This is a genomic window from Staphylococcus delphini, from assembly GCF_900636325.1.
Taxonomy (GTDB): Bacteria; Bacillota; Bacilli; order Staphylococcales; family Staphylococcaceae; genus Staphylococcus; species Staphylococcus delphini.
The window spans coordinates 2,611,331-2,635,513 of the sequence record NZ_LR134263.1 but is presented as its reverse complement, the minus strand read 5'-3'; the positions used below and the strand labels follow the sequence as shown (position 1 = coordinate 2,635,513).

Here is a 24,183-nt window from a genome sequence, read left to right as displayed (position 1 = left end):
GCTTTTTTATATCCGCCAAATAAAAATGACCTTCGTGGGTGCCAAATTTAGTTGCGGTAAGTCCCAGGAACGCGCAAGTTAAACCAATACGGTATCAATAGCACCAAAAACTTTTATGTCCTATCTTCATGCGCACGCTTTTTAATAAGTATGAAACGAATATATCTAATCAAAATCATATAAAAATATTATAATTTTGATAAGTTGCAGAATTAGTCCCTAGGTTTATCTTATGATGAAAAACCACATTAAGGACTTTCGACAGGAGGCGTGATCAATGAATAGGATTAGAGTCGTACATAGCGTGAACGTTTTGAATTACTTATTTTTAATAGTTGGTGGACCGATTTGTGTGCAATTGATGATAGCGCTTGGTGATTTATTATTATATTTTGATACAACGTCATTAGCTGTTGGCATATTTTCATTGTGGCACCTGAACTCAGATGATGCGAAGTTACGAAAAGTAGGACTCATTTGGTTTATCGTCAATTTGCTAAATATATTTGTTTTGACACCTTTGATTATTTTTGTATTATTTTTTGGCATAAGTTTTTAACGACCGAAATCGCGTCTTGTCTTGTTGGATAGATCGTATCAAATTTTATCATAATACATAAATTCTCTTCCATAAACAATGATGAAGGAGTCATATCTCTCACAATTATGAAAGATAAATAAAAGAAATATTCGAGAAAAATGTCTTTATGAATAATATGATAGCTATTATTTTAATTCTCAAATAAACATGAGTAAATATATATCTATTCTAAACACCGCCATAACAGTTTTTGTAATCATAATGTTATATAACAGACATATTTCTACATGATAATCAGTGTATAATATAAAACTGTATGAGAGTAATATCTTCTATCTTAATAAGGAGGGAAACGAATGCGTAAAAAGTTCATCGCAGCATTATTAGGAACAACAGCTGCCGCTACAGCATTAACAGCACATGCAGATGCTTCAACAACATATCGCGTTAAAGCTGGGGATTCTCTTTGGTCTATTGCGACGAAATATAACATCACAATAGCGCAACTTAAACAACGTAATGGACTAACATCTAACTTGATTTTTCCAAACCAAGTGTTGAATATATCTGGAGGCAGCAGCACATCACGCTCAACAGCGCAATCATCAAATTCAAGTCATAGCAGTTCGTCATCAACAGTATATACGGTGCGTTACGGGGACACTTTATCTGGCATTGCAGCGAGATATGGAACAACATACCAAAACATTATGCGTTGGAATGGTTTGAATAGCTTCTTGATTTTACCAGGACAAAAGTTAAACGTGAGTGGTCCGTCAACATCAAGCCACAAAACAAGTAGTACAACAGCGAAGAAGGCAACGCCGAAACCAACGACAAGAACGTCTTCAAGAAATGCGAGTTATTACACAGTACAACCTGGGGATTCATTGTCATTAATCGCATCTAAATATGGTACGACTTATCGCCATATCATGGATTTGAACGGTTTGACATCGTTCTTAATTTTTCCAGGTCAACAATTAAAAGTGAGTGGTACAGCAACGTCGACGTCTTCAACACAATCGACTTCACGTCCGTCGTCAACAACGCCAAAGCATAACTCGCCTACATTTAATCATCAAAACCTTTACGATTGGGGTCAATGTACTTGGTACGTTTTCAACAAACGTAAAGAAATGGGTATGCCAATTAGTACATATTGGTGGAATGCGAATGCATGGGATGATAATGCAGCGCGTGACGGTTATTTAATCAACCATCAACCAGCAGTGGGCGCCATTTTACAGTCTGACTTAGGTTACTATGGGCACGTTTCTTATGTAGAGCGTATTAACCCAGACGGTAGTATTTTAGTATCAGAAATGAACTTTACTGCGGCACCAGGTATTTTGACATATCGTACAGTTGCAGCTTCTCGTGTAAGTTCATTCAAATATATTCATTAATCGAAAAAGGCGTGAGTATGCATTTTAATGTAGTGCTCACGTTTTTATTTATGTTCATCAATGTCGGATGGGCTAAAAATTTTTGTTGTTTTTGGTTCAAATCTCAAAAAGTTTGAATTTCATGTCATATGCTGTTAACACATTAGTAATAATCACATGGTTTTGGGGATAGTGCGATTAACATGACCGTCATGATGCGCTCGATGAAAGGTATGTTAAAATAATAAAAACAGCGATGTCAAAAAGAGGCAGAGGAGGGCGTGAGATGGATCGACGAATTCGTAAAACAACGAATGCAATTAAATCCGCACTTATCCAGTTGTTAAAAACTGAACCGTTAGACAAAATTACGATACAACAAATTGCAGATACCGCGGATGTCCACCGTGCGACATTTTATCAGCATTATTATGATAAATATGACTTGTTGGATCAAATTGAATATGAAGTGTTGGAAAAGATGCGAGTTAATTTTAATGATAAAGCGAAACAGCTCAAAGCGTTGAATAGTGTAGAAGAAGCGGCGATTGTGTTCAAGGAGATTCCGAAAGCGATGTTGACGATGATTTCAGAGGATATTGAACGCTATCAAGTGCTTTTAAGTAGTGGACGTAACCATGAAATTGAACAAAAACTAGGCGATATGATTGCGTTAAACCTCAAAAGTTTATTGCCTAATCCTGATGAAATTGAAGGCATTCCATTTCGTTACTTTCACGCTTTTGTATTAGGCAGTATGTGGTCGTTAATGCGCACATGGGTGTTGGATGAAGAACGTTTGCCGATAGATGCGCAAGTCGAAAACATTTATAAGCTCATGTATGAAGGACCGTGGAGAATGGTTTATCGTGCGTATCGTACATAAAAAGGCGTCGAACAGAAATCACAATGTAACGTTGGATTTCATGTTCACGCCTTTATTTGTTGTAGGACAATATAGATATCGCTTGTATTAGCTACGTGTACGAATCGCTTGGATTTTTTGAATGCCACTCCACACTTGACGGCTTGCTGAGAAGAAAGACCACGCTTTTGTGAACTTGCTTTTCGCACCAAGTGATAAATAGAAGCTTAATACGACATCCACTAAGCCAAGACCGACTGAAATGTAGCTCAACTTGCGGTTTTTTGAGCGATAAATGTAAGAATTGTAAAAGTCTACAACTAGTGTTGCGCCTGTTAAAGCAGTTGAAAGCACACTTAATGATTTGTTAGATTTTTTAGCCATAATACTTCCCCCAATGATTATAGTAAGATGTCATTCATTATAACATTAGTGATAGACCAAAGCTCAATAGATGCACTTTCCTTAAATTATTGCCGACACATCTTTTAGGTACAGCGTTGTAGAAAAATTTCAGTCCAATGACCGAAACACTTTTGGATGAAAATGTTATCTTAATTTGTTATCATTCGAGTAAGGAACAATATGATATATAAGTTATTATAAAGTGGAAATTTAATTCGACAATTACAAATAACATAAATTCCTAATTTTTTAGAACAGTATCGAGAGAAAGAGGAGTGGTACACATGAATCAAGTTACAAAAATTGCAGTCGCAACAACTTTATCATTAGGTACATTATTAGGGGCAACAGCTGGGTCAAGTGCAATCCATGCAGACGCACATGCCGCAACGGAACAGCAAACACCTTATTACACATATAACGGCTTATTTAACTTTAAAGGGAATAAAGCTTTAGAGGACCGAAACTTTTACCGTGCATTACAACACGACAACTTTAAATATGAAGGCTTAAAAGTTGGCGATTCTACATTCGCTGACGTTAAAAAAGCGGTAGGGAACGACGTGAAAAAATATTATGAAGAAAAAGGTGTCACATACTACGAGAAAAATGACGTCATTTTCGGTATTAATAGCGAAGGCAAATTGGTCAACATGACATTATTGATTGAAAAAATTAATCATAGTGACAAATCTGTACGCGAGCACGTGAAACAAGGCGAAATTTATGATGCCAAAACAACACATGTCGCATTTTACTCAGGTAACTCAATTGTGATTAAAGCAAAAGAGAGCCGTTAAGATTGAGGTGCACTTTGCCCATATAACGTCATAGTTAAAACAAACTCCGGGACTTTTCGTGAATAGTAGACGAAAGCCTCGGAGTTTTTGCGTTGATGAGAGCTTGTTTAAGTATTTCAATTTAATGCAATCGTGTGGCTTTGTTCGGCTTCTGCAATAGACTTGGCGAGATGTTGTGTATTCACAGGCGATTGTAATATCATACTTATTCCGACAAACTGCCAAAGAGATGGGGGGCAGTGCGTGATTCGGTGACGTCTTTAAGTCCTGCAGGTGGGCCGCTATAAAGCACACGCCCACCTTGATTCCCAGCGCCAGGTCCGACGTCAATGAGCCAGTCTGCTTGTGTCATCATCGTGATATTATGTTCGATTAAGATGACGGTATGACCTTCTTCAATGAGTTGATCAAAGCGTGTTTGTAGAATCGGGATATCATCTTCATGTAAACCTGTTGATGGCTCATCGAAAATAAATATTTTTTCTGTTACAGGTTCAATCATGTAGCGCGTCAATTTGAGCCGTTGAATTTCCCCGCCAGATAAGGTGTCGAGTGATTGGCCGAGTGTCATATAGCCGAGCCCTGTAGATTGCAAGGCACTTAACGTTTGAGCAATGGCGTCATGTGTTTGGAAAAGTGATAAGCCTTCTTCAACGGTGAGTGCTAACACGTCTGCGATAGAATAACCGTCGACTTTCGCCTCCAACACTTCTGGACGATAGCGGGTGCCCCTACATACTTCGCATACTTGGGAGAAGTCTGGCATAAAGGCGAGTTCGGTTTTGAGTACGCCTTTCCCGTTACAATTTGGACAGGCCCCATCTGAGTTATAACTGAACATACTTTTTTTCAGTCCTGTTGCTTTACTGAAAAATTCACGAACGTCGTCGAAAATACCTGTGTACGTTAATAAATTCGACCGGTTGGAAGTGTGTACGCCTTTTTGATCTATGAGTATCGCATCTTCATGTTTCGCAAAACCGCCTTTAATTAAGGAGCTTTTCCCTGAACCTGCGACACCTGTCACCACCGTTTGCGCATTTTTCGGGATCGCGACAGAGACGTCTTGTAAGTTGTTGTGTTGCAAATGTTCTAAATGTAACCATGCTTGATTGTCACGAATCGTTGACTGTTTCAAGTGATGTTGACGTGTCAATGCGCGCGCTGTATCGGTATCGGACTGTTTAAGTTGTGCATAACTGCCTTCAAATGTAATCTGGCCGCCATGTTTCCCTGCGCCAGGTCCGATGTCAATCACGTGATCCGCAATTTTGATGACGTCGGGATCGTGTTCGACGATGATGACGGTGTTGCCTTTATCACGGATATTGAGCATAATTTCGTTAATTTTTTCAATATCTGCAGGATGTAAACCAACACTCGGTTCGTCGATAATGTACACGAGGTCGGTTAACGGACTGTTCAAGTGACGAATCAGCTTAATCCGTTGTGACTCCCCGCCAGAAAGGGTCGTTGTTTCACGGGCGAGCGTTAAATAGTTCAGCCCAATATCATTCAAAGCTTGGAGTTGGGCTTTCAATGGTTCGATAATATAAGTCGCTTTGTCGCTGTCGATTTGCTCTAAAAAGGGAAGGGTTTCTTCAATCGTCAGTGCTGTAAAATCGGCAATGTTCAAGCCGTGAATTTTACAGCTGAGCACTTTTTGATTTAAGCGTTGTCCGTGACAGACAGGGCATGTTTGCTTGGTGACTACGCGTTCAACGTCCTTTAAAAAGCGTTTCTTCTCAAAGTTATCATTAATTAAAAATGAGCGTCGGAACCGGTGAATTAACCCTTCAAATTTTGCAGTTCTAGGCCATTCTGCGGGTGGATTTTTCAAACGTGTCGGCTCGGTGTAAAGAAACGTAGCAAGCTCTTCCTTTGTGTAGTCTTTGAGCTTTTTATCATTATCAAACAAACCCGAATAGCGATACCGTTTCCCGCGCCAACTATCCGGCTTAAATGACGGGAAGCGAATCGCATCTTCATTTAAAGATTTGTCGAAATCGAGCAGTTCGTTCAAGTCGATATCCTCGACATAACCGAGTCCTTGACAATGTTCACACATCCCATTCGGATTATTGAACGAAAAGACGTCTGAGTAACCGACGAAAGGTGTGCCAATACGCGACCACAATAGCCGGACGGACGCATAAATGTCTGAAATGGTACCGACCGTTGAGCGCGAATTGCCACCGAGTCTTTTTTGATTGATAACCATAGCGACGGGCAAGTTTTCAATATGGTCAACATCCGGTTTTTCATATTGCGTCAATTGGTGCTGAATATAACTCGAATAGGTTTCGTTCAACAGTCGTTCGGATTCAGCGGCAATCGTATTAAAGACAAGGGAAGACTTGCCGGATCCTGAACGCCCAGTTACGACCGTTAACTGATGTTTTGGAATGGAGACGTCAATATTTTTTAAGTTGTTTTGACGTGCGCCATGAATATGAATCGCTGTCATATCAATTCACCTCATTCACATTGTACCCGTTTTCACTCGGCTTGAAGCTCAGTCTAGATGAAAAGGAAGTTGATGGCGATGTTTCACAAGCCAAGCGGTTATCATAGCTGTAATCGGAATACAGACTGCAATGGCAATGCCACCTAACGCAATCGTAATGACTTCTTGTGCAAACAATTTGGCGTTGAGCATATGGCCGAAACTGTAATGCAAGTTGAAAAACCAAAAGACAATGGTCATCGAGCCCCCAATCAATGCGAGATAAATGGTGTTCGCAGACGTCGCTAAAATTTCTCGGCCGACGCGCATGCCTGAATGAAACAGTTCGCGTTCGGATAATGAGGGATTGGTCTCGTGTAACTCGAATACAGGTGAGCTAATCGTAATCGCCAAGTCAATCACTGCTGCAATGACGGCAAGTAGCACAGTAAAAATCATAAACTGCGCCATATCAATCCCAATATTTAATGAAAAGATATAAGTTTCGTCTTGTTCTTCTTGGGTGAACCCTTGTAGATGTCCCCAATGTACGGATAAGTAAACGGCGACAATCATTAATAGTGTCGTGACCATGCTCGCGATAAATGCAGCTAAAGTTTTTGTATTAAAGCGGTTGAGTAAAAATAAGTTAACCATCGAGACAATAATGCAAAAAATGAAAGTAACAACATAAATCGGTGCGCCAAAAACGATGGCGAGTACGGTCATAAACAAAATGATAAAGTTTAAAAATAGCGTTAAAAATGAAACGAGTCCTGTTTTACCGCCAAATATGAGCATCAGTATAAAAAGAATTAAACCTAAGATGACAATGGCATTCATCGTGTTGCACCTCCTCGTAGGCTTAACCATAAACGCATGAGAAAAATGGTCAATGGGATAGTTAAGACGATACCAATCCCGCCTGTAATGGCCCGGGAAATTTCTAATGACCAATTCATGCTAATGCTGTAAGTGAGCGTGTTGCCATTTTTTAAATAAAGTAAGAGCATCGGTAAACTTCCTGCAAGATATGAGAATAATAAAATATTCGTCATCGTTCCCATAATGTCACGACCGATGTTACGACCTGCGAGTACCCACCGTTGCATTGAAATGTGTGGCGACCGCTCTAACACTTCATACATCCCGCTTGAAATCGTAATGGCGACATCCATCACTGCCCCAAGCGTCCCGACCATAACGGAAGTAAGGAAGACGGTTCTAGGTTGAATCGTGAGAAAGCTCATCGTTTCATATTTAATCCCATGTCCATGTGTTAAACCGATGACACTCCATGCGATAAAAATACAAATGAACGTGCCGAGTAAAGTGCTGACAATGGTCACAATCGTACGCATCGACCAACCAATTACGAGCCACAGTGTTAAAGTTGTCGCAATAACGACTGCGAGACTCATTAGTAAAAAGAGATTCAGTTGCGGATACGTGTGATACAAACTAATGGCCGACAAAATGGCAAGCGCGTTAATGACGAGTGATAGGATGGATTGAAGTCCAATCCGTTGTCCGACAATGAGTAATGCGATAAAGAACGCGCTGATGACTGTAACGAGTACGGTATCGCGTTTTTTCTCGATAATATATGTATCTTTTTGATTTTTTCCTTTGTGTAGCAGAACTTTATCACCCGGTTGATACGCTTGTTCTTCAGTTTTCGATGCGTTATACCGGTGTTCGACGTGAAGGGTGTCGCCTTGTTGTTTCGTATTTAACAATTTCACTTGCAATACGTCTTCATATTTCACATCTTGATTATGTTGTTCATCTACTGACTTTTCTTGGTGATGACTTTCAATTTTCGTCACTTCACCGAGCGGGATATGATAAAACGAACTATTCAAACGTGTGAATACAATCGCACAAATCGCTACGAGGATACTCACCACGATGATGATGGTGTTTGTTTTTTTCGAAAGTTGCTTCATAAATCATTCTCCTTAATGATAAACCGAACGTTGTTGTATATGTGTCATGATGATTTGTATCACTTCATCACGTAATGGTTTTTGTAAATCGCGTCGATAAATGAGGCGTAACGTTTTTTTGAAATCTGTATGTGACAATGAAATCTTTTTCCATTGTTGATTTTGACTATATAAGTTGATGTACGTTGGCGCAAGTACGAAGCCTTTTTGATTGCGCAAAATAAAGCGTGCGAATTGTTCTTGATTCAAGACGCGGACGGGCTTGTCGGCATGCGTCATCAAATACGTTTTGAAGTCTGTAGGGATCGGTTCGAGCAAGTATAACGGTTGTTTCAATATGTGAGATAACGGTGGGTTCGGCACATTCATCATTGGCGCGTGTAAGTCTCCATATAAGACGTACGTTTCTTCCACTAGCGGCACTACTTCAAATGTAGGATCCGTCGTTGTAGCAGTCGTCAGTGCAAAATCAATTTCTTGTGCTTGCAACGCTTGTAATGACTCATGTTCATCTAACAATGCAGGAATGAGTGACAAGGACAGTTCGTTTTCAATTGTCTGTAACACTTGCGGTAAAATTTGGCCGATTGAGCCGTCTACATAACCGATAGTGAAGACGCTTTGCTGCTGTTGTACTTGAGTTTGAAACTGTGACAAAGTGAGATCAACTTGCTCGAGGATTTGTTGGGCATACGTTAGCAACTGTTTGCCTTCTGCGGTTAAAAAGACGTTACGGCCACGACGATAAAATAATGATGTTTCAAGTTCGTTTTCTAAATTATGAATATGACGGCTAATTGCAGATTGTGCGACGTTCAATTCGAGTGCTGCTTCAGAAATATGTTCACGTTTTGCGACTTCGACAAAGTATTTGAGTTGTTTCAATTCCATACCATTCCACCTCTTGCTATTTATATTATCTCAAAATTAGATAGATTTCATCTCAAGTATATATTGATGTGATAAATCGCTTTGCTATATAGTTGAAATATTACTAAAGGGAGGTGTCAGAAATGTCTAACAATTATTTAAATTCCAAAATCGGACTTTATGACAGTCGTGAAGAACATGACGCGTGTGGGATTGGCTTTTATGCGAATATGAATAATGAACGTTCTCATGAGATTGTCGAAAAGTCTTTAGAAATGTTACGCCGTCTTGACCACCGTGGAGGTATCGGTGCAGATGGTATTACAGGTGATGGGGCAGGCATTATGACAGAAGTGCCTTATCAATATTTTTCAGAAGTCACTGATTTTGATTTACCGGCTGAAGGTGACTATGCGGTAGGGATGTTGTTTGCTAACGTCAAGATTTCTGACACAAAACATGCAAAGGTAATTGCATCATTGTTTGAAGGAGAAGGATTGCGTGTCATCGGTGAGCGTCAAGTACCGGTCGACGTGACGTGTCTCGCGCCGCATGTAGCAGAAACGATGCCAGTCATTCAGCAAATATTCGTCGTGAATGATAGCGCTCAAGACTTTAAGCGTGCATTGTACCTTGCGCGTAAACAAATCGAAAAATATGGGGAAAGTGCACAGTTAGATTTATATTTTACGAGTTTATCGACACGTACCATAGTTTATAAAGGATGGTTGCGTTCAGACCAAATTAAATCATTATATGTCGATTTACAACAGCCCTCATACGTATCGAAATTCGGATCGGTACACTCGCGTTTTAGTACGAATACATTTCCGAGTTGGGAGCGTGCACATCCAAACCGCTTGCTCATGCATAACGGTGAAATCAATACGATTCAAGGTAATGTCAACTGGATGCGTGCCCGTCAACGTCGCTTAATTGAAACGATTTTTGGCGAGGCACAACATAAAGTGCATCAAATATTGGATGAATCGGGCAGTGACTCGGCAATTGTGGACAATGCACTGGAGTTTTTAAGCTTAGCGATGTCGCCTGAACAAGCGGCGATGTTACTCATTCCAGAACCGTGGTTGTATAACGAAAGTAACGATCCGAAAGTACGCGCATTTTACGAATTTTATAGCTATTTAATGGAGCCATGGGATGGACCGACCATGATTTCATTCTGTGATGGTGACAAGTTAGGGGCTTTAACCGATCGAAATGGCTTGCGACCAGGCCGTTATACAATTACGAAACAAAATGAAATCGTCTTTTCATCAGAAGTCGGCGTCGTGGATGTAGACGAAGCAGACGTTGTATTTAAAGGACAACTGAATCCAGGTAAGTTATTGCTCGTCGATTTTAATCAACATAAAGTCATCGAAAATCATGAATTAAAAACCACGATTGCAGAGCAGCAACCGTATTTGGAATGGTTGGAAACCTATCAACACAAGCTCGATTTGGAAGCAGTCCCATATGCGGCTGGGCCTGTTGCTGTAGACCATGTTCTTCAAATGCAACAACGCTTTGGCTATACGAAAGAAGAATTGGATAAATATTTAACGGAACTTGTGACGGGTGGTAAAGATCCTATTGGGGCAATGGGTTACGACGCGCCACTTGCTGTACTCAGTGAACAACCTGAATCACTGTTTAACTATTTCAAACAACTCTTTGCGCAAGTAACGAACCCACCGATTGACGCATATCGTGAAAAAATTGTAACAAGTGAATTGAGTTATTTAGGTAAAGAAGGTAACTTGCTCAAACCGGGGCCAGATGTCCTTAAGCGGGTGCAACTGAAACATCCCGTGTTGACGCCAGCACAATTAGACGTCATCGGACAAGAAGGCTTTACGTTAGCAGAGTTTTCGACAGGTTACACAGGTGGCTTAAAAGAGGCGCTAGACAACTTAGGGGGAGCGGTCGTCAAAGCGGTACGTCAAGGGGCAGAAATCATCGTGTTAAATGATAGTGACGTCACCGAAGCAGACCAGTATGCGATGTCGATTTTATTAGCGGTGAGTCATATTCATCAATTATTAATCCGGGAAAATTTACGGATGCAAACGAGTATTGTCGCAAGTTCTGGTGAAACACGTGAAGTGCATCATCTCGCTTGTTTAGTCGGTTACGGTGCGAATGCAGTCATCCCGTATCTTGCACAACAAACAATTGCACAATTGACAGAGCGCGGTCGATTAGACGGTGTAGTGGCCGATAATGTCGCGCGTTACAACGCCATTTTATCAGAGGGACTGATTAAAGTAATGGCGAAAATGGGTATCTCTACGGTTCAAAGTTATCAAGGGGCACAAATTTTTGAAGCGGTAGGGTTATCCGAAGCAGTGATTGACGATTATTTTACGGGCACAACTTCAAAATTATCGGGTATCTCCATTGAAACATTAGACGCTGAAAACAAGGCGCGCCAAACAATTAAAGGTGACACATTAGATCCAGGAAGTACATTCCAATGGCGTCAACAAGGTCAACATCATACATTCAATCCGACAACGATTCGATTACTCCAACATGCGTGTCGCGACAATGATTATGCACAGTTTAAAGCATTTTCTAAAGTGGCGAACGACCAAACGAGCAGCCATATTCGAGACTTATTTGCATTCAAATCACAACAGGCCATCGATATTGCACAAGTCGAACCGGTTGAGGAAATTGTGAAACGCTTTAAAACGGGTGCGATGAGTTACGGTTCAATTTCACAAGAAGCGCATCAAACATTAGCGGAAGCGATGAACCAACTCGGCGGTAAAAGTAATAGTGGTGAAGGTGGAGAAGCTTTATCACGCTATGAACCGCAAGCAGATGGACGCGACTTCAAAAGTGCGATTAAACAAGTGGCTTCAGGCCGTTTTGGTGTAACGAGTCATTATTTACAACATGCGAAAGAGATTCAAATCAAGGTTGCTCAAGGCGCTAAACCAGGGGAAGGCGGACAGTTGCCAGGCAGTAAAGTGTATCCATGGATTGCGGAGGTGCGTGGTTCAACACCAGGCATTGGCTTGATTTCGCCACCCCCACATCACGATATTTATTCGATTGAAGACTTAGCCCAATTGATCCATGACTTAAAAAATGTTAATCGTGATGCGGACATTACTGTGAAACTCGTATCTAAATCAGGTGTCGGCACGATTGCTGCAGGGGTTGCGAAGGCATTTGCAGATAAAATCGTCATTAGTGGTTACGATGGCGGAACAGGTGCGTCACCGAAAACGAGTATTCAGCATGCGGGATTACCATGGGAGCTCGGTCTTGCAGAAACACATCAAACGCTTATGATGAATGATTTGCGTTCACGTGTGCGTTTGGAAACAGATGGTAAGTTACTAACAGGTAAAGACGTTGCCTATGCATGTATGCTCGGTGCGGAAGAGTTTGGTTTTGCGACAGCACCGTTAGTCGTCTTGGGCTGTATTATGATGCGTGTGTGTCATAAAGATACGTGTCCAGTCGGTATCGCGACACAAAACGGTGACTTGCGTAAACTCTACACAGGTAAAGCGCAACATGTGGTGAATTATATGCATTTCGTTGCCGAGGAATTGCGTGAAATTATGGCAGAACTCGGTATTCGTACAGTCGATGAGCTTGTCGGACGTACAGACTTACTGAAACGTTCAGCTGTTGCCTATCATCATCCAAAAGCGCGTGAAATGAAGTTAGAAAACTTGTTGTATCAACATGACGGTCCACGTACAAAAGAAATTGAACAACGTCACGGTCTCGAACATGGCTTTGATTTGACGACGTTATTACCCGCATCGCAAGCGCATATTCAAGCGGGCAGTCACTTTAAAGGTCAGTTCGAAGTCGGCAATGAACAGCGTAACGTCGGTGTCATTACAGGTAGTGAAATTACGCGCACACACGGTTTGCATGGCTTGCCAACAGATACAATTGTAGCTGAAACGCATGGGCATGCCGGTCAAAGTTTAGGTGCATGGATACCACAAGGGTTGACGCTCTATCATACGGGTGATGCGAATGACTATGTCGGTAAAGGATTATCTGGCGGTAAAATTGTCGTCAATGCACCGAATGTCGCGCGTGAAGACGAAATCATTGTCGGTAATGTTTGTTTCTATGGTGCCACGAAAGGTGAAGCGTATATTAATGGGCGTGCGGGTGAACGTTTCTGTATCCGTAATAGTGGTGTACACGTTGTCGTTGAAGGTGTCGGTGATCATGGCCTTGAATATATGACAGGCGGGCGTGTCGTCATATTAGGTGATGTCGGTAAAAACTTTGGCCAAGGCATGAGTGGGGGTGTGTGTTACGCGTTCCCTTCAGATGTTGAACAGTTTAAAGCACACAATCAACTGGCAACATTAGATTTTGATGTGGTCGAGGACGAAGCGGAAAAAGCGATGTTAAAAGGCATGTTGGAACGTCATCTGGCTTATACAGATAGTCAAAAAGCAGCAGTAATTTTAGCTGATTTTGAGGCGCACTTACAGCAATGTGTCAAAGTCATTCCGAAAGATTATAAGCAAATGGTGCAAAAAATTCATTATCATCAGCAACAACGTGCATCACAAGACGACGCGTTATTAGCTGCATTTAATGATGATCAAAATATAGATGAAGTGGCACAAGCGGAACCGATTGCTGTGTACTAAAGGAGGCTAACTATGGGTGAATTTAAAGGTTTTATGAAATATGATAAGCAAAAGCTCGCAGAAATGCCTCTAGAGACACGTATTCATCACTATGAGGCATATCAGTCACGTTTCTCACAAGAAGATGCGCAACAACAAGGGGCACGTTGCATGGATTGTGGGACGCCATTTTGCCAAGTAGGTGAAATGGTCGAACGTGAAACAGTGGGCTGTCCGCTCGGTAATTACATCCCAGAATGGAACGATTTAGTGTATCGCGGTGACTTTAAAACGGCATACGAACGTTTAGCAGAGACGAACAATTTTCCGGATTTTACAGGCTATGTGTGTCCAGCTCCGTGTGAAGCATCATGTGTCATGAAGATTAATCGCGAATCTGTAGCGATTAAAGGGATTGAAAGAACGATTATTGACGAAGCGTTTGAACAAGGTTGGGTGAAGCCGAAAAGCCCTTCAGTACGTCGCGATGAAAAAGTAGCGATTATCGGGAGTGGCCCTGCAGGATTAGCCGCAGCAGAAGAGCTAAATGCATTGGGATATCAAGTCGTCGTGTATGAGAAAAATGCCCAACCAGGTGGCTTACTGACTTATGGTATTCCAAATATGAAGCTCGATAAAGAAGTTGTGTTTCGACGTATTCGTTTATTAGAAGAAGCAGGTATTACTTTTCACTGTAACGTAGAAATCGGTAAAGATGTGAGCAAAAGTGAACTGGATGAGACGTATGATGCTGTCGTCGTTTGTACAGGTGCCGAAAAGCCGCGTGACTTGCCGTTAGAAGGTCGTATGGGTCGTGGTATTCACTTTGCGATGGATTATCTGACTGAACAAACGCAATTGTTATTGCTTGAAACGGATACGCAAACCATTTCGGCTCAAGGTAAAAAAGTCGTGGTCATTGGTGACGGTGATACAGGGGCTGACTGTGTTGCGACAGCATTACGTGATGGTTGCGAATCCATTATCCAATTCAACCGTAAAGCGCGTAAACCTGAGCGTTTTGAATTTAACTATAGCTGGCCGCTTGCACAACCTGTATTGAAGAAAGACTATGCGCATCAAGAATATGAAGCGAAATATGGGCAAGAACCCCGTGCATATGGTATTCAAACGATGCGCTTCGATGTCGATGAGTTAGGTGATGTCCGCGGTATTTATGCGCAAGTCCAACGCGATCATGCTGACGGTACAATTGTAGGGGATGATCGAGAAATTTTTATTCCGGCTGACCTCGTTTTGCTCGCGATTGGCTTTGAAGGTGTCAAATCACCATTGGCACACGCATTGCAGTTAAAAGTAGAGCGTCAAAAAATTGTGGCGGACACAAAAGATTATCGTACGAATCAGTCAAAATATTTTGTAGCAGGGGACGCACGACGCGGTCAAAGCCTTGTTGTTTGGGCGATTAAAGAAGGCCGTGAAGTCGCGCAATCAGTGCACCGCTACATAGCCGGAAAAGTTTTTATATAAATTTTGTAAAATTCTTGTTGACAATGTGAACGAGCTGTAATAATATATGTTATGTGCTCGTCACACGGAGGAATACCCAAGTCTGGCTGAAGGGATCGGTCTTGAAAACCGACAGGGGCTTAACGGCTCGCGGGGGTTCGAATCCCTCTTCCTCCGCCATTATAAGTAAAATCCAAGACTAATAGATATAAAAGCCAAACATTCAAGCGGTTGAATGCTTGGCTTTTTTTTGCGCTTTTTTAACTTAATTGAACCAGAAGTTGTTCATCCTCTATGTGTGGGTGTTCGTTGTCATTGTAAAACACACTTCCTGATACATCCTTCTATATTGTCACCTCGTATGACAGGGATCAGAAATTGTAACATATTTTGTACTACAATTATCAATGTAGTGATGAGAGCGTATTTAACTGTTTGATTTAACGATGCTAACGGGATATTAAAAATAATTGAGGTGAATCAATTATAGCTACAATTACAATTAGAGTCAGTGATGATGAGAAAGTTTTTAAAGTATATAGCAGACTTTTTAGGGTTGAGTTTGAGCGAAGTACTTAAACAATATACTTTTGAAGATTTAGAAGATATCTATGACGCTAAGGTAGGAGATGAAGTGTTAAAAGAATATCGTGAAACAGGTCAAAACGCTTTGGATGTTGAAGATGTAATGAAGTAAATGATAAGACTGGGAAGAAATTCTCGGTCTTTTTATTTTCGAAATGGTAAAAACGTATTTCTTCTCATCTTGCTCATGTTGCCAAGCGAAAGCGCGATGTGATCTTGAGCCAACGTTACATAAAGTACAATAAAAAAGGAAAATGTAAATGTAAGCCTTTACAAAACTTCTCTGTACAAGTTTCTAAATAAGGAGTGACAGTGATGGCAGTGAAAAAGAAAGATGTCCGTGATATTATCGAAGCAATTGGTGGAGAGGAAAATCTTCAGTCCGCAACACATTGTGTGACGCGTTTGCGATTAGTGTTAAAAGATGACAATCAAGTGGACAAAGACAAGTTAAGCGAGAACCCACTTGTTAAAGGGCAATTTAAAGCGGATCAACAATATCAAATTGTAATTGGTCCTGGAACGGTAGACGAAGCATACAAAGTGTTGATGGAGGAAACGAATACGCAAGCGGTATCGAAAGAGGAAGCGAAAGCACAAGCGGCCAAAAAAGGAAATCCGTTACAACGTTTAATTAAGTTGCTTGGTGATATTTTCATTCCGATTTTACCTGCTATCGTAACGGCTGGTTTGTTATTAGGGATTAACAATGTGTTGACGATGAAAGGTTTAGGTGATGCGCCGTCCATTATAGAAAGATTTCCGCAAATTGCTGATTTCGCTAATATTATTAACGTCATTGCGACAACGGCATTTATTTTCTTGCCAGCATTAGTCGGATGGAGTGCAATGCGTGTGTTTGGTGGCAATCCGGTATTAGGGATTGTGCTCGGGCTCGTATTGATGCATCCACAGTTGTTATCACAATATGACATTGGTAAAGTTGATGAAATTCCAGCGTGGCACATTTTTGGTTTAACAATCGAACAATTGAACTATCAAGGACAAGTGCTGCCTGTCCTCCTCGCAGCGTATGTGCTGGCGCAAATTGAAAAAGGGTTGAACAAGGTCGTTCATGATTCGATTAAACTCCTTGTTGTCGGCCCAGTCGCATTGTTAGTAACTGGATTTTTAGCATTTTTATTTATCGGACCTCTCGCGTTATGGATTGGTACAGGTATTACATCAGCGGTTCAATTTTTATTTGGCAATGCCGGCTGGTTTGGCGGTGCCGTGTATGGCTTATTGTATGCACCACTCGTAATTACAGGTTTGCATCACATGTTTTTAGCAGTCGACTTCCAACTCATGGGAAGTGAACTCGGTGGTACGTACTTATGGCCAATTTTAGCGTTGTCTAACATTGCGCAAGGTTCAGCCGCATTTGGCGCATGGTTCGTGTATCAACGTCGTCAAATGAATAAAGAACAAGGTTTAGCGATGACATCTGGTATTTCAGGCTTTTTAGGCGTGACAGAGCCAGCAATGTTTGGTGTCAACTTGCCATTGAAATACCCATTCTTCGCTGCCATTTTAACGACGATGGTCACTGGAGCGATTGTAGGTGGCTCTGGCGTATTAGGTTCAGTCGGTGTCGGTGGCGTACCTGCAATCATTTCGATTAAATCACAATTCTGGGGTGTTTTCGGTATTGCGACGTTGATTTCGATGGTCGTACCGGCAGTATTAACGATCATTTTCTCAAAGTTAAGTCGTGAAAAAACGAAAAAAATGGTCAATGACGAACAGTAAGTTTTAACATGTTGCACAGCACAAAGAAAAAATAAGGTGGGTTTCACATGGTAAGGCAAGATTGGAAAAAATCAGTTGTGTATCAGATTTATCCAAAGTCTTTTAACGATACGACAGGTAATGGGGAAGGCGATTTAAAAGGGATCATTGAAAAACTGGATTATTTACAATTTTTAGGGGTCGATTATTTATGGCTCACACCGATTTACGATTCGCCGATGAATGATAATGGCTATGACATTCGTGATTACTATCAAGTGAATGCGCAATTTGGGAATAAAGAAGATTTACGCACATTGATTGACGAGGCACATGCACGTGGATTAAAAATGATGCTTGATATCGTTATCAATCATACATCAACAGAACACGAATGGTTTCAACAAGCGCAACAGTCAGTAGACAATCCGTATCGCGATTATTACTTTTTTAGACGCTCAGAAGATGGGTCGCCGACGAATTGGCTATCGAAGTTTGGTGGGAACGCATGGCAGTATGATGAAGCGACAGATGAATATTATTTACATTTATTTGATGTGACCCAAGCGGATTTGAATTGGGATAATCCGGAAGTGCGTCATGCATTGTATGAAATGATTAATTATTGGATTGATTTCGGTGTAGATGGCTTTCGCTTTGACGTGATTAATTTGATTTCTAAAGATACGTTTGAAAACTCAAATGACATCGGCAAAGAATATTACACAGATGGGCCACGTGTGCACGACTATATCCATGAAATGAATCGTCATACGTTTGGTGATCGCAATATGATGACGGTCGGTGAAATGTCGTCTACCTCCATTGACCATTGTATTCAATATACGAATCCAGAGCGCCAAGAGTTGAGTAGCGTGTTTAACTTTCATCATTTAAAAGTCGATTATCGTGACGGGCAAAAGTGGACGAACCAAAAATTTGATTTGTTGCAATTGAAGCAGATTTTGATGGAATGGCAAACGAAAATGTATGCTGGCAATGGTTGGAATGCGGTTTTTTGGTGTAATCATGACCAACCGCGTGTCGTTTCAAGATTCGGTAGTGATGCGACTGAAGCGTTACGTCAACAAAGTGCCAAAACGTTAGCCATTGCCTTACATTTATTACAAGGGACACCGTATATTTACCAAGGTGAAGAAATTGGCATGACAGATCCGCATTTTCAGTCGATTCAACAATATCGTGATGTGGAGTCGTTGAATGCGTATCGTGAAATGCGTGAAGCCGGGATAGACGAAGCGGAAATATTAACGATACTCGGGCAAAAATCGCGGGATAATTCACGTACGCCGATGCAATGGAATGGTGAAGCGCATGCCGGTTTTACAACTGGAACACCGTGGATTGAAGTTGCGGATAATTACAACACGGTGAATGTCGAAGCGGCCATAGCAGACCCGGAATCCATTTTATACACGTACAAAAAGTTAATTCAGTTGCGTCATGAACACGATATTGTGACGTATGGAGAAGTTGTGCCGCGCTATCTCGATCATCCGCAACTGTTTGTGTATGAACGACGCTATCAAGGGGACACTTGGTTGATTATTGCGAATATGACATCAGAAAAAGTCACATTGCCGGAAGATTTGGATCGCTCTGGTTCGGTCGTCCTTCAAAGTGGTATAATAAAAGGAAATGAACTCGAAGCATATGCAGCAATCGTTGTAGCGAGATAATGAAAATGAGAGGCAAGTCGGATGAAAAACCAAAATAAATTTCAATATATTTATGAACGTTTACGTATCGCAATTTTGGAAGGTGAATATGAATACGGTGAACAATTGCTTTCTGAACATCAGTTGGTGAAAAAATACAACGTGTCACGTGAAACAGTGCGGAAAAGTTTGAACATGCTCGTCTTGGATGGCATGATTCAAAAAATTCGTGGTAAAGGTTCAGTCGTCATTTATCAAGGCGTGACAGAGTTTCCATTTGCTGATTTGAAAAGCTTTAAAGAGGTTCAATCGCAACTCGGTCTTCATTACGAAACCGTCGTCGTCCGTTTTGAAAAGATCAAAGCGGCGGACGTGCCTCAAGTGAAAAAGGCGTTGGAACTAACAGCTGACGAAGAACTATGGCATTTCATTCGTTATCGTCAAATGGAAGGTATAACGAAAATTGTTGATGAAGATTATGTGCGTGCGAACCTGTTTCCAGAGTTGTCTGAAACGGTCGTTCAAAACTCTTTATACGATTATATTGAAAAAGTGAAAGGGTATGAGATTAGTTTTTCGAGCAAATCGATTACGTTCGAACCGTTTGGAGAGTTGGAGCGCGCAGCATTTGGCGATGTGACACCTCAATATTCGGCCACTGTACGAGGCATCGTCCATTTGAAAGATACGACAAAATTTCAGTATAATGTATCTAAACATATTGCCACTGAATTTAAATTTATTGATTTTTCTAGACGACATTCACATTTATCATAATGGGTGAAACATTACATGATTTTCATTGCTTGCAATCTTGATTATGCTTGCAATTCTAATCTGAAGTATAGTATTATTAGATGTACCGTGCTAAGCGGGGAGGTAGCGGTTCCCTTTACTCGAAATCCGCTTTACGCGAGGCCGAATTCCTTTGTGAAGGGTGTGTATTTGTGAAGTCTGCCCAGAGCACGAGGTGTTTGAAGATTTCGGTCCTATGCAATATGAACCCATGAACCATGTCAGGTCCTGACGGAAGCAGCATTAAGTGGATCCTCGTATGTGCCGTAGGGTAGCCGAGATTTAGCTGTCGACTCTGGTAACGTTTGTGATGCGCATTCGACACAGAGGTGCACGGTTTTAATTTTAAATGTAATGTATTGTGAAATAGATACAAGAGTGGCTGTTAAGAGTCGCTCTTTTTTTATACTTTATTTTAACGCTAAGGGGTTGAAGCAATGTCTATATTTTTAAGTACACCAACTGAAAATGATTATGAAGCAACATATGAAATGATTGCAACAGCATTTGAAGACGTTCCTGAGTCTGACCATCAAGAACACCACCTCGTCAAACGTCTGCGCTTGTCACCGAATTATCGTTATGAATTAGAAGTCGTTGCGAAAACAGATGAAGGCGACATCATCGGTCACGGCATGTGCTCTGAAGTGACAATTCAAAATGATGACACGACGTATACTGCACTTGCATTGGCCCCGTTAGCTGTCGTGGCGGAATATCGTCATAAAGGGATTGGTCGAGCACTCGTTCATGCTATAGAGGAGCGTGCATTTGCTGAGAACTATACAGCAATTGTCGTGTTAGGGCATGCCGATTACTATCAAAAGTTAGGTTATGAGGAAGCGGCACCACATCATATTTTGGCGCCATTTGATGTACCATCTGAAAACTATCGTGTCAAATTTTTGTGGGATACACTCGAGGACCCGCCTAACGGTAAAGTGATCTATCCAGACGCATTTTTTGAATAGGATGTTGCCATACAAATCAGTCGTAACGTGCTATAATGAAACCATTGTTAATTCGGAGGTGCCAAATTGGATTACCAAGCATTATATCGTATGTTTCGTCCTCAAAGCTTTGAAGATGTTGTAGGGCAGGAACATGTGACCAAAACACTTAAAAATGCTATTGCTAAAGGTAAACAGTCGCATGCTTATATTTTTAGTGGGCCACGTGGTACTGGGAAAACGAGTATCGCTAAAATATTTGCCAAAGCGATTAACTGTGAAGTACGTGATGACGGCGAACCGTGTAATGAATGTGCAAGTTGTAAAGGCATCACACAAGGATACAATTCTGATGTGATTGAAATTGACGCAGCAAGTAACAATGGTGTCGACGAAATTCGTAATATTCGTGATAAGGTGAAATATGCCCCGAGTGAATCGAAATATAAAGTGTACATTATTGACGAGGTACACATGTTGACGACAGGGGCGTTCAATGCGTTGTTGAAAACGTTAGAAGAGCCGCCTGCACACGCCATTTTTATTCTTGCGACGACTGAACCACATAAAATACCGCCGACGATTATTTCACGTGCACAACGCTTTGACTTCAAGGCGATTAATGCCAACCGTATTGTGGACCGTTTGAGCTATGTGGCACACCAACAACAAATTGAGTTTGATGAGGCTGCTTTGACGTTTATCGCTAAAGTGTCTGAAGGTGGGATGCGTGATGCGCTCAGTATTATGGACCAAGCGATTGCATTTGGTGACGAACGTTTGACATTAAAGGATGCTTTAGATGTAACGGGGAGTTTAGACGAATCTGACCTCAACGTCCTTTTCCAAGACATTGTTCAAGGTCATGTCCATGAAGCCTTTGAGCGCTATCATCAATTCGTGAGTGAAGGTAAAGAAGTGAATCGTCTCATTAATGACATGATTTATTTTGTAAGAGATACGATTATGGCAAAAACGACGCAATTAGAAACAGAATACGATGCGCTTATGCCATTTAATTTAGAAGCCTTATACAAAATGATAGATGTCATTAACGACACACTCGTATCCATTCGATTTAGTGTGAATCAAAACGTCCATCTAGAAGTCTTGCTCGTGAAGTTATCTGAAATGGTGAAAGAAGTGGGCCGTACAGGTGAAGTCGTAGTCAATCATGCGCCAACTGAACAACATGACGCGATGATAAGACGAATGGAAGCGTTGGAGTCTGAGTTACAAACATTAAAATCTCAAGGCTTCTCCACAGCGACTGCACCACCTAAGCCACAAGCACCAACTAAACGTCGAGGAAGCGGTTCGACGTATTCTGTTGAGCAAATTGCGAAAGTATTGGATAAAGCGAATAAAGAAGACATTGCACTGATTAAAGAACGCTGGGCAGATGTCATTCAATATGCGAAAGATCGTAATCAAAAATCGCTCGTCAGCCTGCTTCAAAATTCAGAACCTGTCGCGGCAAGTGAAGATAAAGTGTTAATCAAATTTGACGAAGAAATTCATTGCGAAATCTTGAAAAAAGACGAAGAGAAAAAGCAAAGTATTGAAAATGTCGTGAAAGATATGATTAACAAATCTGTAGAAGTCGTCGGTGTCCCAGCTGATAAATGGATGCAAGTGCGCAGTGATTACATTTCAAATCGTAAACGTGAGAATACTCAGAACAACGCATCAGAAGCAGAAAAACCAGCTGAACAACAAAATGACGTCGTACAAACTGCGAAAGATTTGTTCGGTGAAGAGATGGTGCATCTGATGGATGAAGAAACATGACAAGCGATTGAAAGGTATGTATAATTGAAATCGAATCTAAGAGAGATATACTCTTATCATAATAGAGTTGAAAATTAAGGAGGATTTATTTATGCGCGGTGGCGGAAATATGCAACAAATGATGAAACAAATGCAAAAAATGCAAAAGAAAATGGCAGAAGAGCAAGAAAAATTAAAAGAAGAACACGTTGAAGGAACAGCTGGCGGTGGCATGGTCAAAGTCGTTGTTTCTGGACATAAAGAAGTGGTCGATGTCATCATTAATGAAGAAGTAGTAGACCCAGAAGACGTAGAAATGTTACAAGACCTTGTATTAGCAGCAACAAACGAAGCGATGAACAAAGCAGACGAATTAACTGCAGAGCGTTTAGGTAAACATACTAAAGGTCTTAACATCCCAGGAATGATGTAAGATGCATTATCCTCAACCGATATCGAAACTGATTGATAGTTTCATGAAATTGCCAGGCATTGGTCCTAAGACGGCTCAACGTCTGGCATTTCACGTACTAGATATGAAAGAAGATGACGTCGTACAATTTGCTAAAGCGCTCGTGGATGTCAAACGAGAACTCACCTATTGTAGTGTGTGTGGTCATATTACCGAACAAGACCCTTGCTATATTTGTGAAGATAAACAGCGTGATCGTTCAATGATTTGTGTCGTTGAAGATGATAAAGATGTGATTGCAATGGAGAAAATGAAAGAATATAAAGGGTTATATCACGTGCTACACGGGACGATTTCACCTATGGATGGTATCGGACCTGAAGATATCAATATTCCAAGTTTAGTAGAACGCTTGAAAGATGAAGGGGTCAAAGAGTTGATTTTAGCTATGAATCCGAATTTAGAAGGTGAATCTACAGCGATGTACATTTCACGCCTTGTTAAACCTTTGGGCATTCGCGTGACGCGACTGGCACAAGGTTTGTCGGTAGGTGGCGATTTGGAATATGCGGATGAAGTGACATTGTCGAGAGCGATTTCTGGCCGTACAGAAATGTAACGGTTTAACCTTATTATGAAGAAAAGCGACATGAGTGGCTACATACTTAAGTTGCTTTTCTTCTTTTTTGTTGTTATGGATTCGAGGGCTATGTATGAAAAGATGCGATTTTAAAATGTTTGATTACATCTTTTTCAATTAATCCTAAAAATAAAAACAACAATGTGCGCTTTATATAACAAAGTGATTGAAATGGTGTAATTTTTATGATTGTTAAACTGCTTAAAAGGCTGTATAGTTATATCTTGTTGAGCGACACAATAAGTTGCTACAACGAAGA

General features: G+C 41.0%; 19 protein-coding genes, 1 tRNA gene and 1 other RNA gene. 16 read left to right on the top strand and 5 right to left on the bottom strand.

What is annotated here, in order from left to right:
- The first annotated feature begins 277 nt into the window (after positions 1 to 277).
- The 3 genes from EL101_RS12430 (at position 278) to EL101_RS12420 (ending at position 2,815) form a co-directional block, all read left to right on the top strand.
- Positions 278 to 559 carry a hypothetical protein gene (locus EL101_RS12430; RefSeq protein WP_240622745.1) on the top strand — a complete coding sequence of 94 codons (282 nt, stop codon included), beginning with the start codon at positions 278 to 280 and terminating at the stop codon, positions 557 to 559.
- Positions 560 to 897: 338 nt separating this feature from the next.
- Positions 898 to 1,950, top strand: coding sequence for a LysM peptidoglycan-binding domain-containing protein (locus EL101_RS12425; RefSeq protein ID WP_096598096.1), 1,053 nt, complete (start codon positions 898 to 900; stop codon positions 1,948 to 1,950).
- Between the two features lie 265 nt (positions 1,951 to 2,215).
- On the top strand, positions 2,216 to 2,815 hold the full coding sequence (locus EL101_RS12420) for a TetR/AcrR family transcriptional regulator (RefSeq protein WP_096598094.1): 600 nt from the start codon (positions 2,216 to 2,218) through the stop codon (positions 2,813 to 2,815).
- 87 nt (positions 2,816 to 2,902) lie between these two features.
- On the opposite strand, the gene EL101_RS12415 is transcribed toward EL101_RS12420, so the two are convergent.
- Positions 2,903 to 3,178, bottom strand: coding sequence for a hypothetical protein (locus EL101_RS12415; RefSeq protein ID WP_096598092.1), 276 nt, complete (start codon positions 3,176 to 3,178; stop codon positions 2,903 to 2,905).
- A gap of 305 nt (positions 3,179 to 3,483) precedes the next feature.
- On the opposite strand from EL101_RS12415, the gene isaB reads away from it, so the two are divergent.
- Positions 3,484 to 3,999 (top strand): immunodominant staphylococcal antigen IsaB family protein, encoded by a 516-nt coding sequence (gene isaB / locus EL101_RS12410; protein ID WP_096598090.1) that lies wholly within the window; start codon positions 3,484 to 3,486, stop codon positions 3,997 to 3,999.
- Between the two features lie 205 nt (positions 4,000 to 4,204).
- Here isaB and EL101_RS12405 read toward each other — a convergent pair whose 3' ends face one another.
- The 4 genes from EL101_RS12405 to gltC are packed head-to-tail and all read right to left on the bottom strand — an operon-like array spanning position 4,205 to position 9,285.
- Positions 4,205 to 6,466 (bottom strand): ATP-binding cassette domain-containing protein, encoded by a 2,262-nt coding sequence (locus tag EL101_RS12405; RefSeq protein WP_096598088.1) that lies wholly within the window; start codon positions 6,464 to 6,466, stop codon positions 4,205 to 4,207.
- Between the two features lie 48 nt (positions 6,467 to 6,514).
- A complete protein-coding gene (locus EL101_RS12400; protein WP_096598086.1) occupies positions 6,515 to 7,288 on the bottom strand; it encodes a YibE/F family protein in 774 nt (257 codons plus the stop codon).
- Positions 7,285 to 8,394 carry a YibE/F family protein gene (locus tag EL101_RS12395; RefSeq protein ID WP_096598084.1) on the bottom strand — a complete coding sequence of 370 codons (1,110 nt, stop codon included), beginning with the start codon at positions 8,392 to 8,394 and terminating at the stop codon, positions 7,285 to 7,287. Before EL101_RS12395 ends, EL101_RS12400 begins: the two co-directional genes overlap by 4 nt.
- A gap of 12 nt (positions 8,395 to 8,406) precedes the next feature.
- Positions 8,407 to 9,285: a glutamate biosynthesis transcriptional regulator GltC gene (gltC, locus tag EL101_RS12390; RefSeq protein WP_096598082.1), complete on the bottom strand. Its 879-nt coding sequence runs from the start codon at positions 9,283 to 9,285 to the stop codon at positions 8,407 to 8,409.
- A 122-nt stretch (positions 9,286 to 9,407) separates the two neighbouring features.
- Between gltC and gltB the strand changes: the two genes are divergently transcribed.
- From gltB to recR, 12 genes are all read left to right on the top strand, one after another.
- Positions 9,408 to 13,913 (top strand): glutamate synthase large subunit, encoded by a 4,506-nt coding sequence (gene gltB / locus EL101_RS12385; RefSeq protein ID WP_096598080.1) that lies wholly within the window; start codon positions 9,408 to 9,410, stop codon positions 13,911 to 13,913.
- A 12-nt stretch (positions 13,914 to 13,925) separates the two neighbouring features.
- A complete protein-coding gene (locus EL101_RS12380; protein ID WP_096598078.1) occupies positions 13,926 to 15,383 on the top strand; it encodes a glutamate synthase subunit beta in 1,458 nt (485 codons plus the stop codon).
- Between the two features lie 66 nt (positions 15,384 to 15,449).
- A tRNA-Ser gene (locus EL101_RS12375) sits at positions 15,450 to 15,542 on the top strand.
- A 334-nt stretch (positions 15,543 to 15,876) separates the two neighbouring features.
- Entirely contained in the window at positions 15,877 to 16,059 is a 183-nt protein-coding gene (gene relB / locus EL101_RS12370; protein WP_197717996.1) for a type II toxin-antitoxin system RelB family antitoxin, read from the top strand.
- A gap of 203 nt (positions 16,060 to 16,262) precedes the next feature.
- The gene (treP, locus tag EL101_RS12365) at positions 16,263 to 17,699 is read left to right on the top strand and encodes a PTS system trehalose-specific EIIBC component (RefSeq protein ID WP_096598074.1); all 1,437 of its coding nucleotides are present in this window, start codon (positions 16,263 to 16,265) and stop codon (positions 17,697 to 17,699) included.
- Between the two features lie 47 nt (positions 17,700 to 17,746).
- The gene (gene treC, locus EL101_RS12360) at positions 17,747 to 19,378 is read left to right on the top strand and encodes an alpha,alpha-phosphotrehalase (protein WP_096598072.1); all 1,632 of its coding nucleotides are present in this window, start codon (positions 17,747 to 17,749) and stop codon (positions 19,376 to 19,378) included.
- Between the two features lie 21 nt (positions 19,379 to 19,399).
- On the top strand, positions 19,400 to 20,134 hold the full coding sequence (gene treR / locus EL101_RS12355) for a trehalose operon repressor (RefSeq protein WP_096598070.1): 735 nt from the start codon (positions 19,400 to 19,402) through the stop codon (positions 20,132 to 20,134).
- An 85-nt stretch (positions 20,135 to 20,219) separates the two neighbouring features.
- Positions 20,220 to 20,489: signal recognition particle sRNA large type (gene ffs / locus EL101_RS12350), an RNA gene on the top strand.
- 100 nt (positions 20,490 to 20,589) lie between these two features.
- Entirely contained in the window at positions 20,590 to 21,123 is a 534-nt protein-coding gene (locus tag EL101_RS12345; RefSeq protein ID WP_096598068.1) for a GNAT family N-acetyltransferase, read from the top strand.
- 66 nt (positions 21,124 to 21,189) lie between these two features.
- Entirely contained in the window at positions 21,190 to 22,893 is a 1,704-nt protein-coding gene (dnaX, locus tag EL101_RS12340) for a DNA polymerase III subunit gamma/tau (protein ID WP_096598066.1), read from the top strand.
- 91 nt (positions 22,894 to 22,984) lie between these two features.
- Complete coding sequence (locus EL101_RS12335) at positions 22,985 to 23,305, top strand: YbaB/EbfC family nucleoid-associated protein (RefSeq protein WP_019166099.1); 321 nt, start codon at positions 22,985 to 22,987, stop codon at positions 23,303 to 23,305.
- A gap of 1 nt (position 23,306) precedes the next feature.
- Entirely contained in the window at positions 23,307 to 23,903 is a 597-nt protein-coding gene (gene recR, locus EL101_RS12330) for a recombination mediator RecR (RefSeq protein WP_014614826.1), read from the top strand.
- Positions 23,904 to 24,183: the final 280 nt, after the last annotated feature.

Coding starts and splice junctions, on each gene's coding strand:
- EL101_RS12430 (WP_240622745.1), top strand. CDS start 278: ATGAATAGGATTAGAGTCGTACATAGCGTGAACGTTTTGAATTACTTA.
- EL101_RS12425 (WP_096598096.1), top strand. CDS start 898: ATGCGTAAAAAGTTCATCGCAGCATTATTAGGAACAACAGCTGCCGCT.
- EL101_RS12420 (WP_096598094.1), top strand. CDS start 2,216: ATGGATCGACGAATTCGTAAAACAACGAATGCAATTAAATCCGCACTT.
- EL101_RS12415 (WP_096598092.1), bottom strand. CDS start 3,178: ATGGCTAAAAAATCTAACAAATCATTAAGTGTGCTTTCAACTGCTTTA.
- isaB (WP_096598090.1), top strand. CDS start 3,484: ATGAATCAAGTTACAAAAATTGCAGTCGCAACAACTTTATCATTAGGT.
- EL101_RS12405 (WP_096598088.1), bottom strand. CDS start 6,466: ATGACAGCGATTCATATTCATGGCGCACGTCAAAACAACTTAAAAAAT.
- EL101_RS12400 (WP_096598086.1), bottom strand. CDS start 7,288: ATGAATGCCATTGTCATCTTAGGTTTAATTCTTTTTATACTGATGCTC.
- EL101_RS12395 (WP_096598084.1), bottom strand. CDS start 8,394: ATGAAGCAACTTTCGAAAAAAACAAACACCATCATCATCGTGGTGAGT.
- gltC (WP_096598082.1), bottom strand. CDS start 9,285: ATGGAATTGAAACAACTCAAATACTTTGTCGAAGTCGCAAAACGTGAA.
- gltB (WP_096598080.1), top strand. CDS start 9,408: ATGTCTAACAATTATTTAAATTCCAAAATCGGACTTTATGACAGTCGT.
- EL101_RS12380 (WP_096598078.1), top strand. CDS start 13,926: ATGGGTGAATTTAAAGGTTTTATGAAATATGATAAGCAAAAGCTCGCA.
- relB (WP_197717996.1), top strand. CDS start 15,877: ATGATGAGAAAGTTTTTAAAGTATATAGCAGACTTTTTAGGGTTGAGT.
- treP (WP_096598074.1), top strand. CDS start 16,263: ATGGCAGTGAAAAAGAAAGATGTCCGTGATATTATCGAAGCAATTGGT.
- treC (WP_096598072.1), top strand. CDS start 17,747: ATGGTAAGGCAAGATTGGAAAAAATCAGTTGTGTATCAGATTTATCCA.
- treR (WP_096598070.1), top strand. CDS start 19,400: ATGAAAAACCAAAATAAATTTCAATATATTTATGAACGTTTACGTATC.
- EL101_RS12345 (WP_096598068.1), top strand. CDS start 20,590: ATGTCTATATTTTTAAGTACACCAACTGAAAATGATTATGAAGCAACA.
- EL101_RS12335 (WP_019166099.1), top strand. CDS start 22,985: ATGCGCGGTGGCGGAAATATGCAACAAATGATGAAACAAATGCAAAAA.
- recR (WP_014614826.1), top strand. CDS start 23,307: ATGCATTATCCTCAACCGATATCGAAACTGATTGATAGTTTCATGAAA.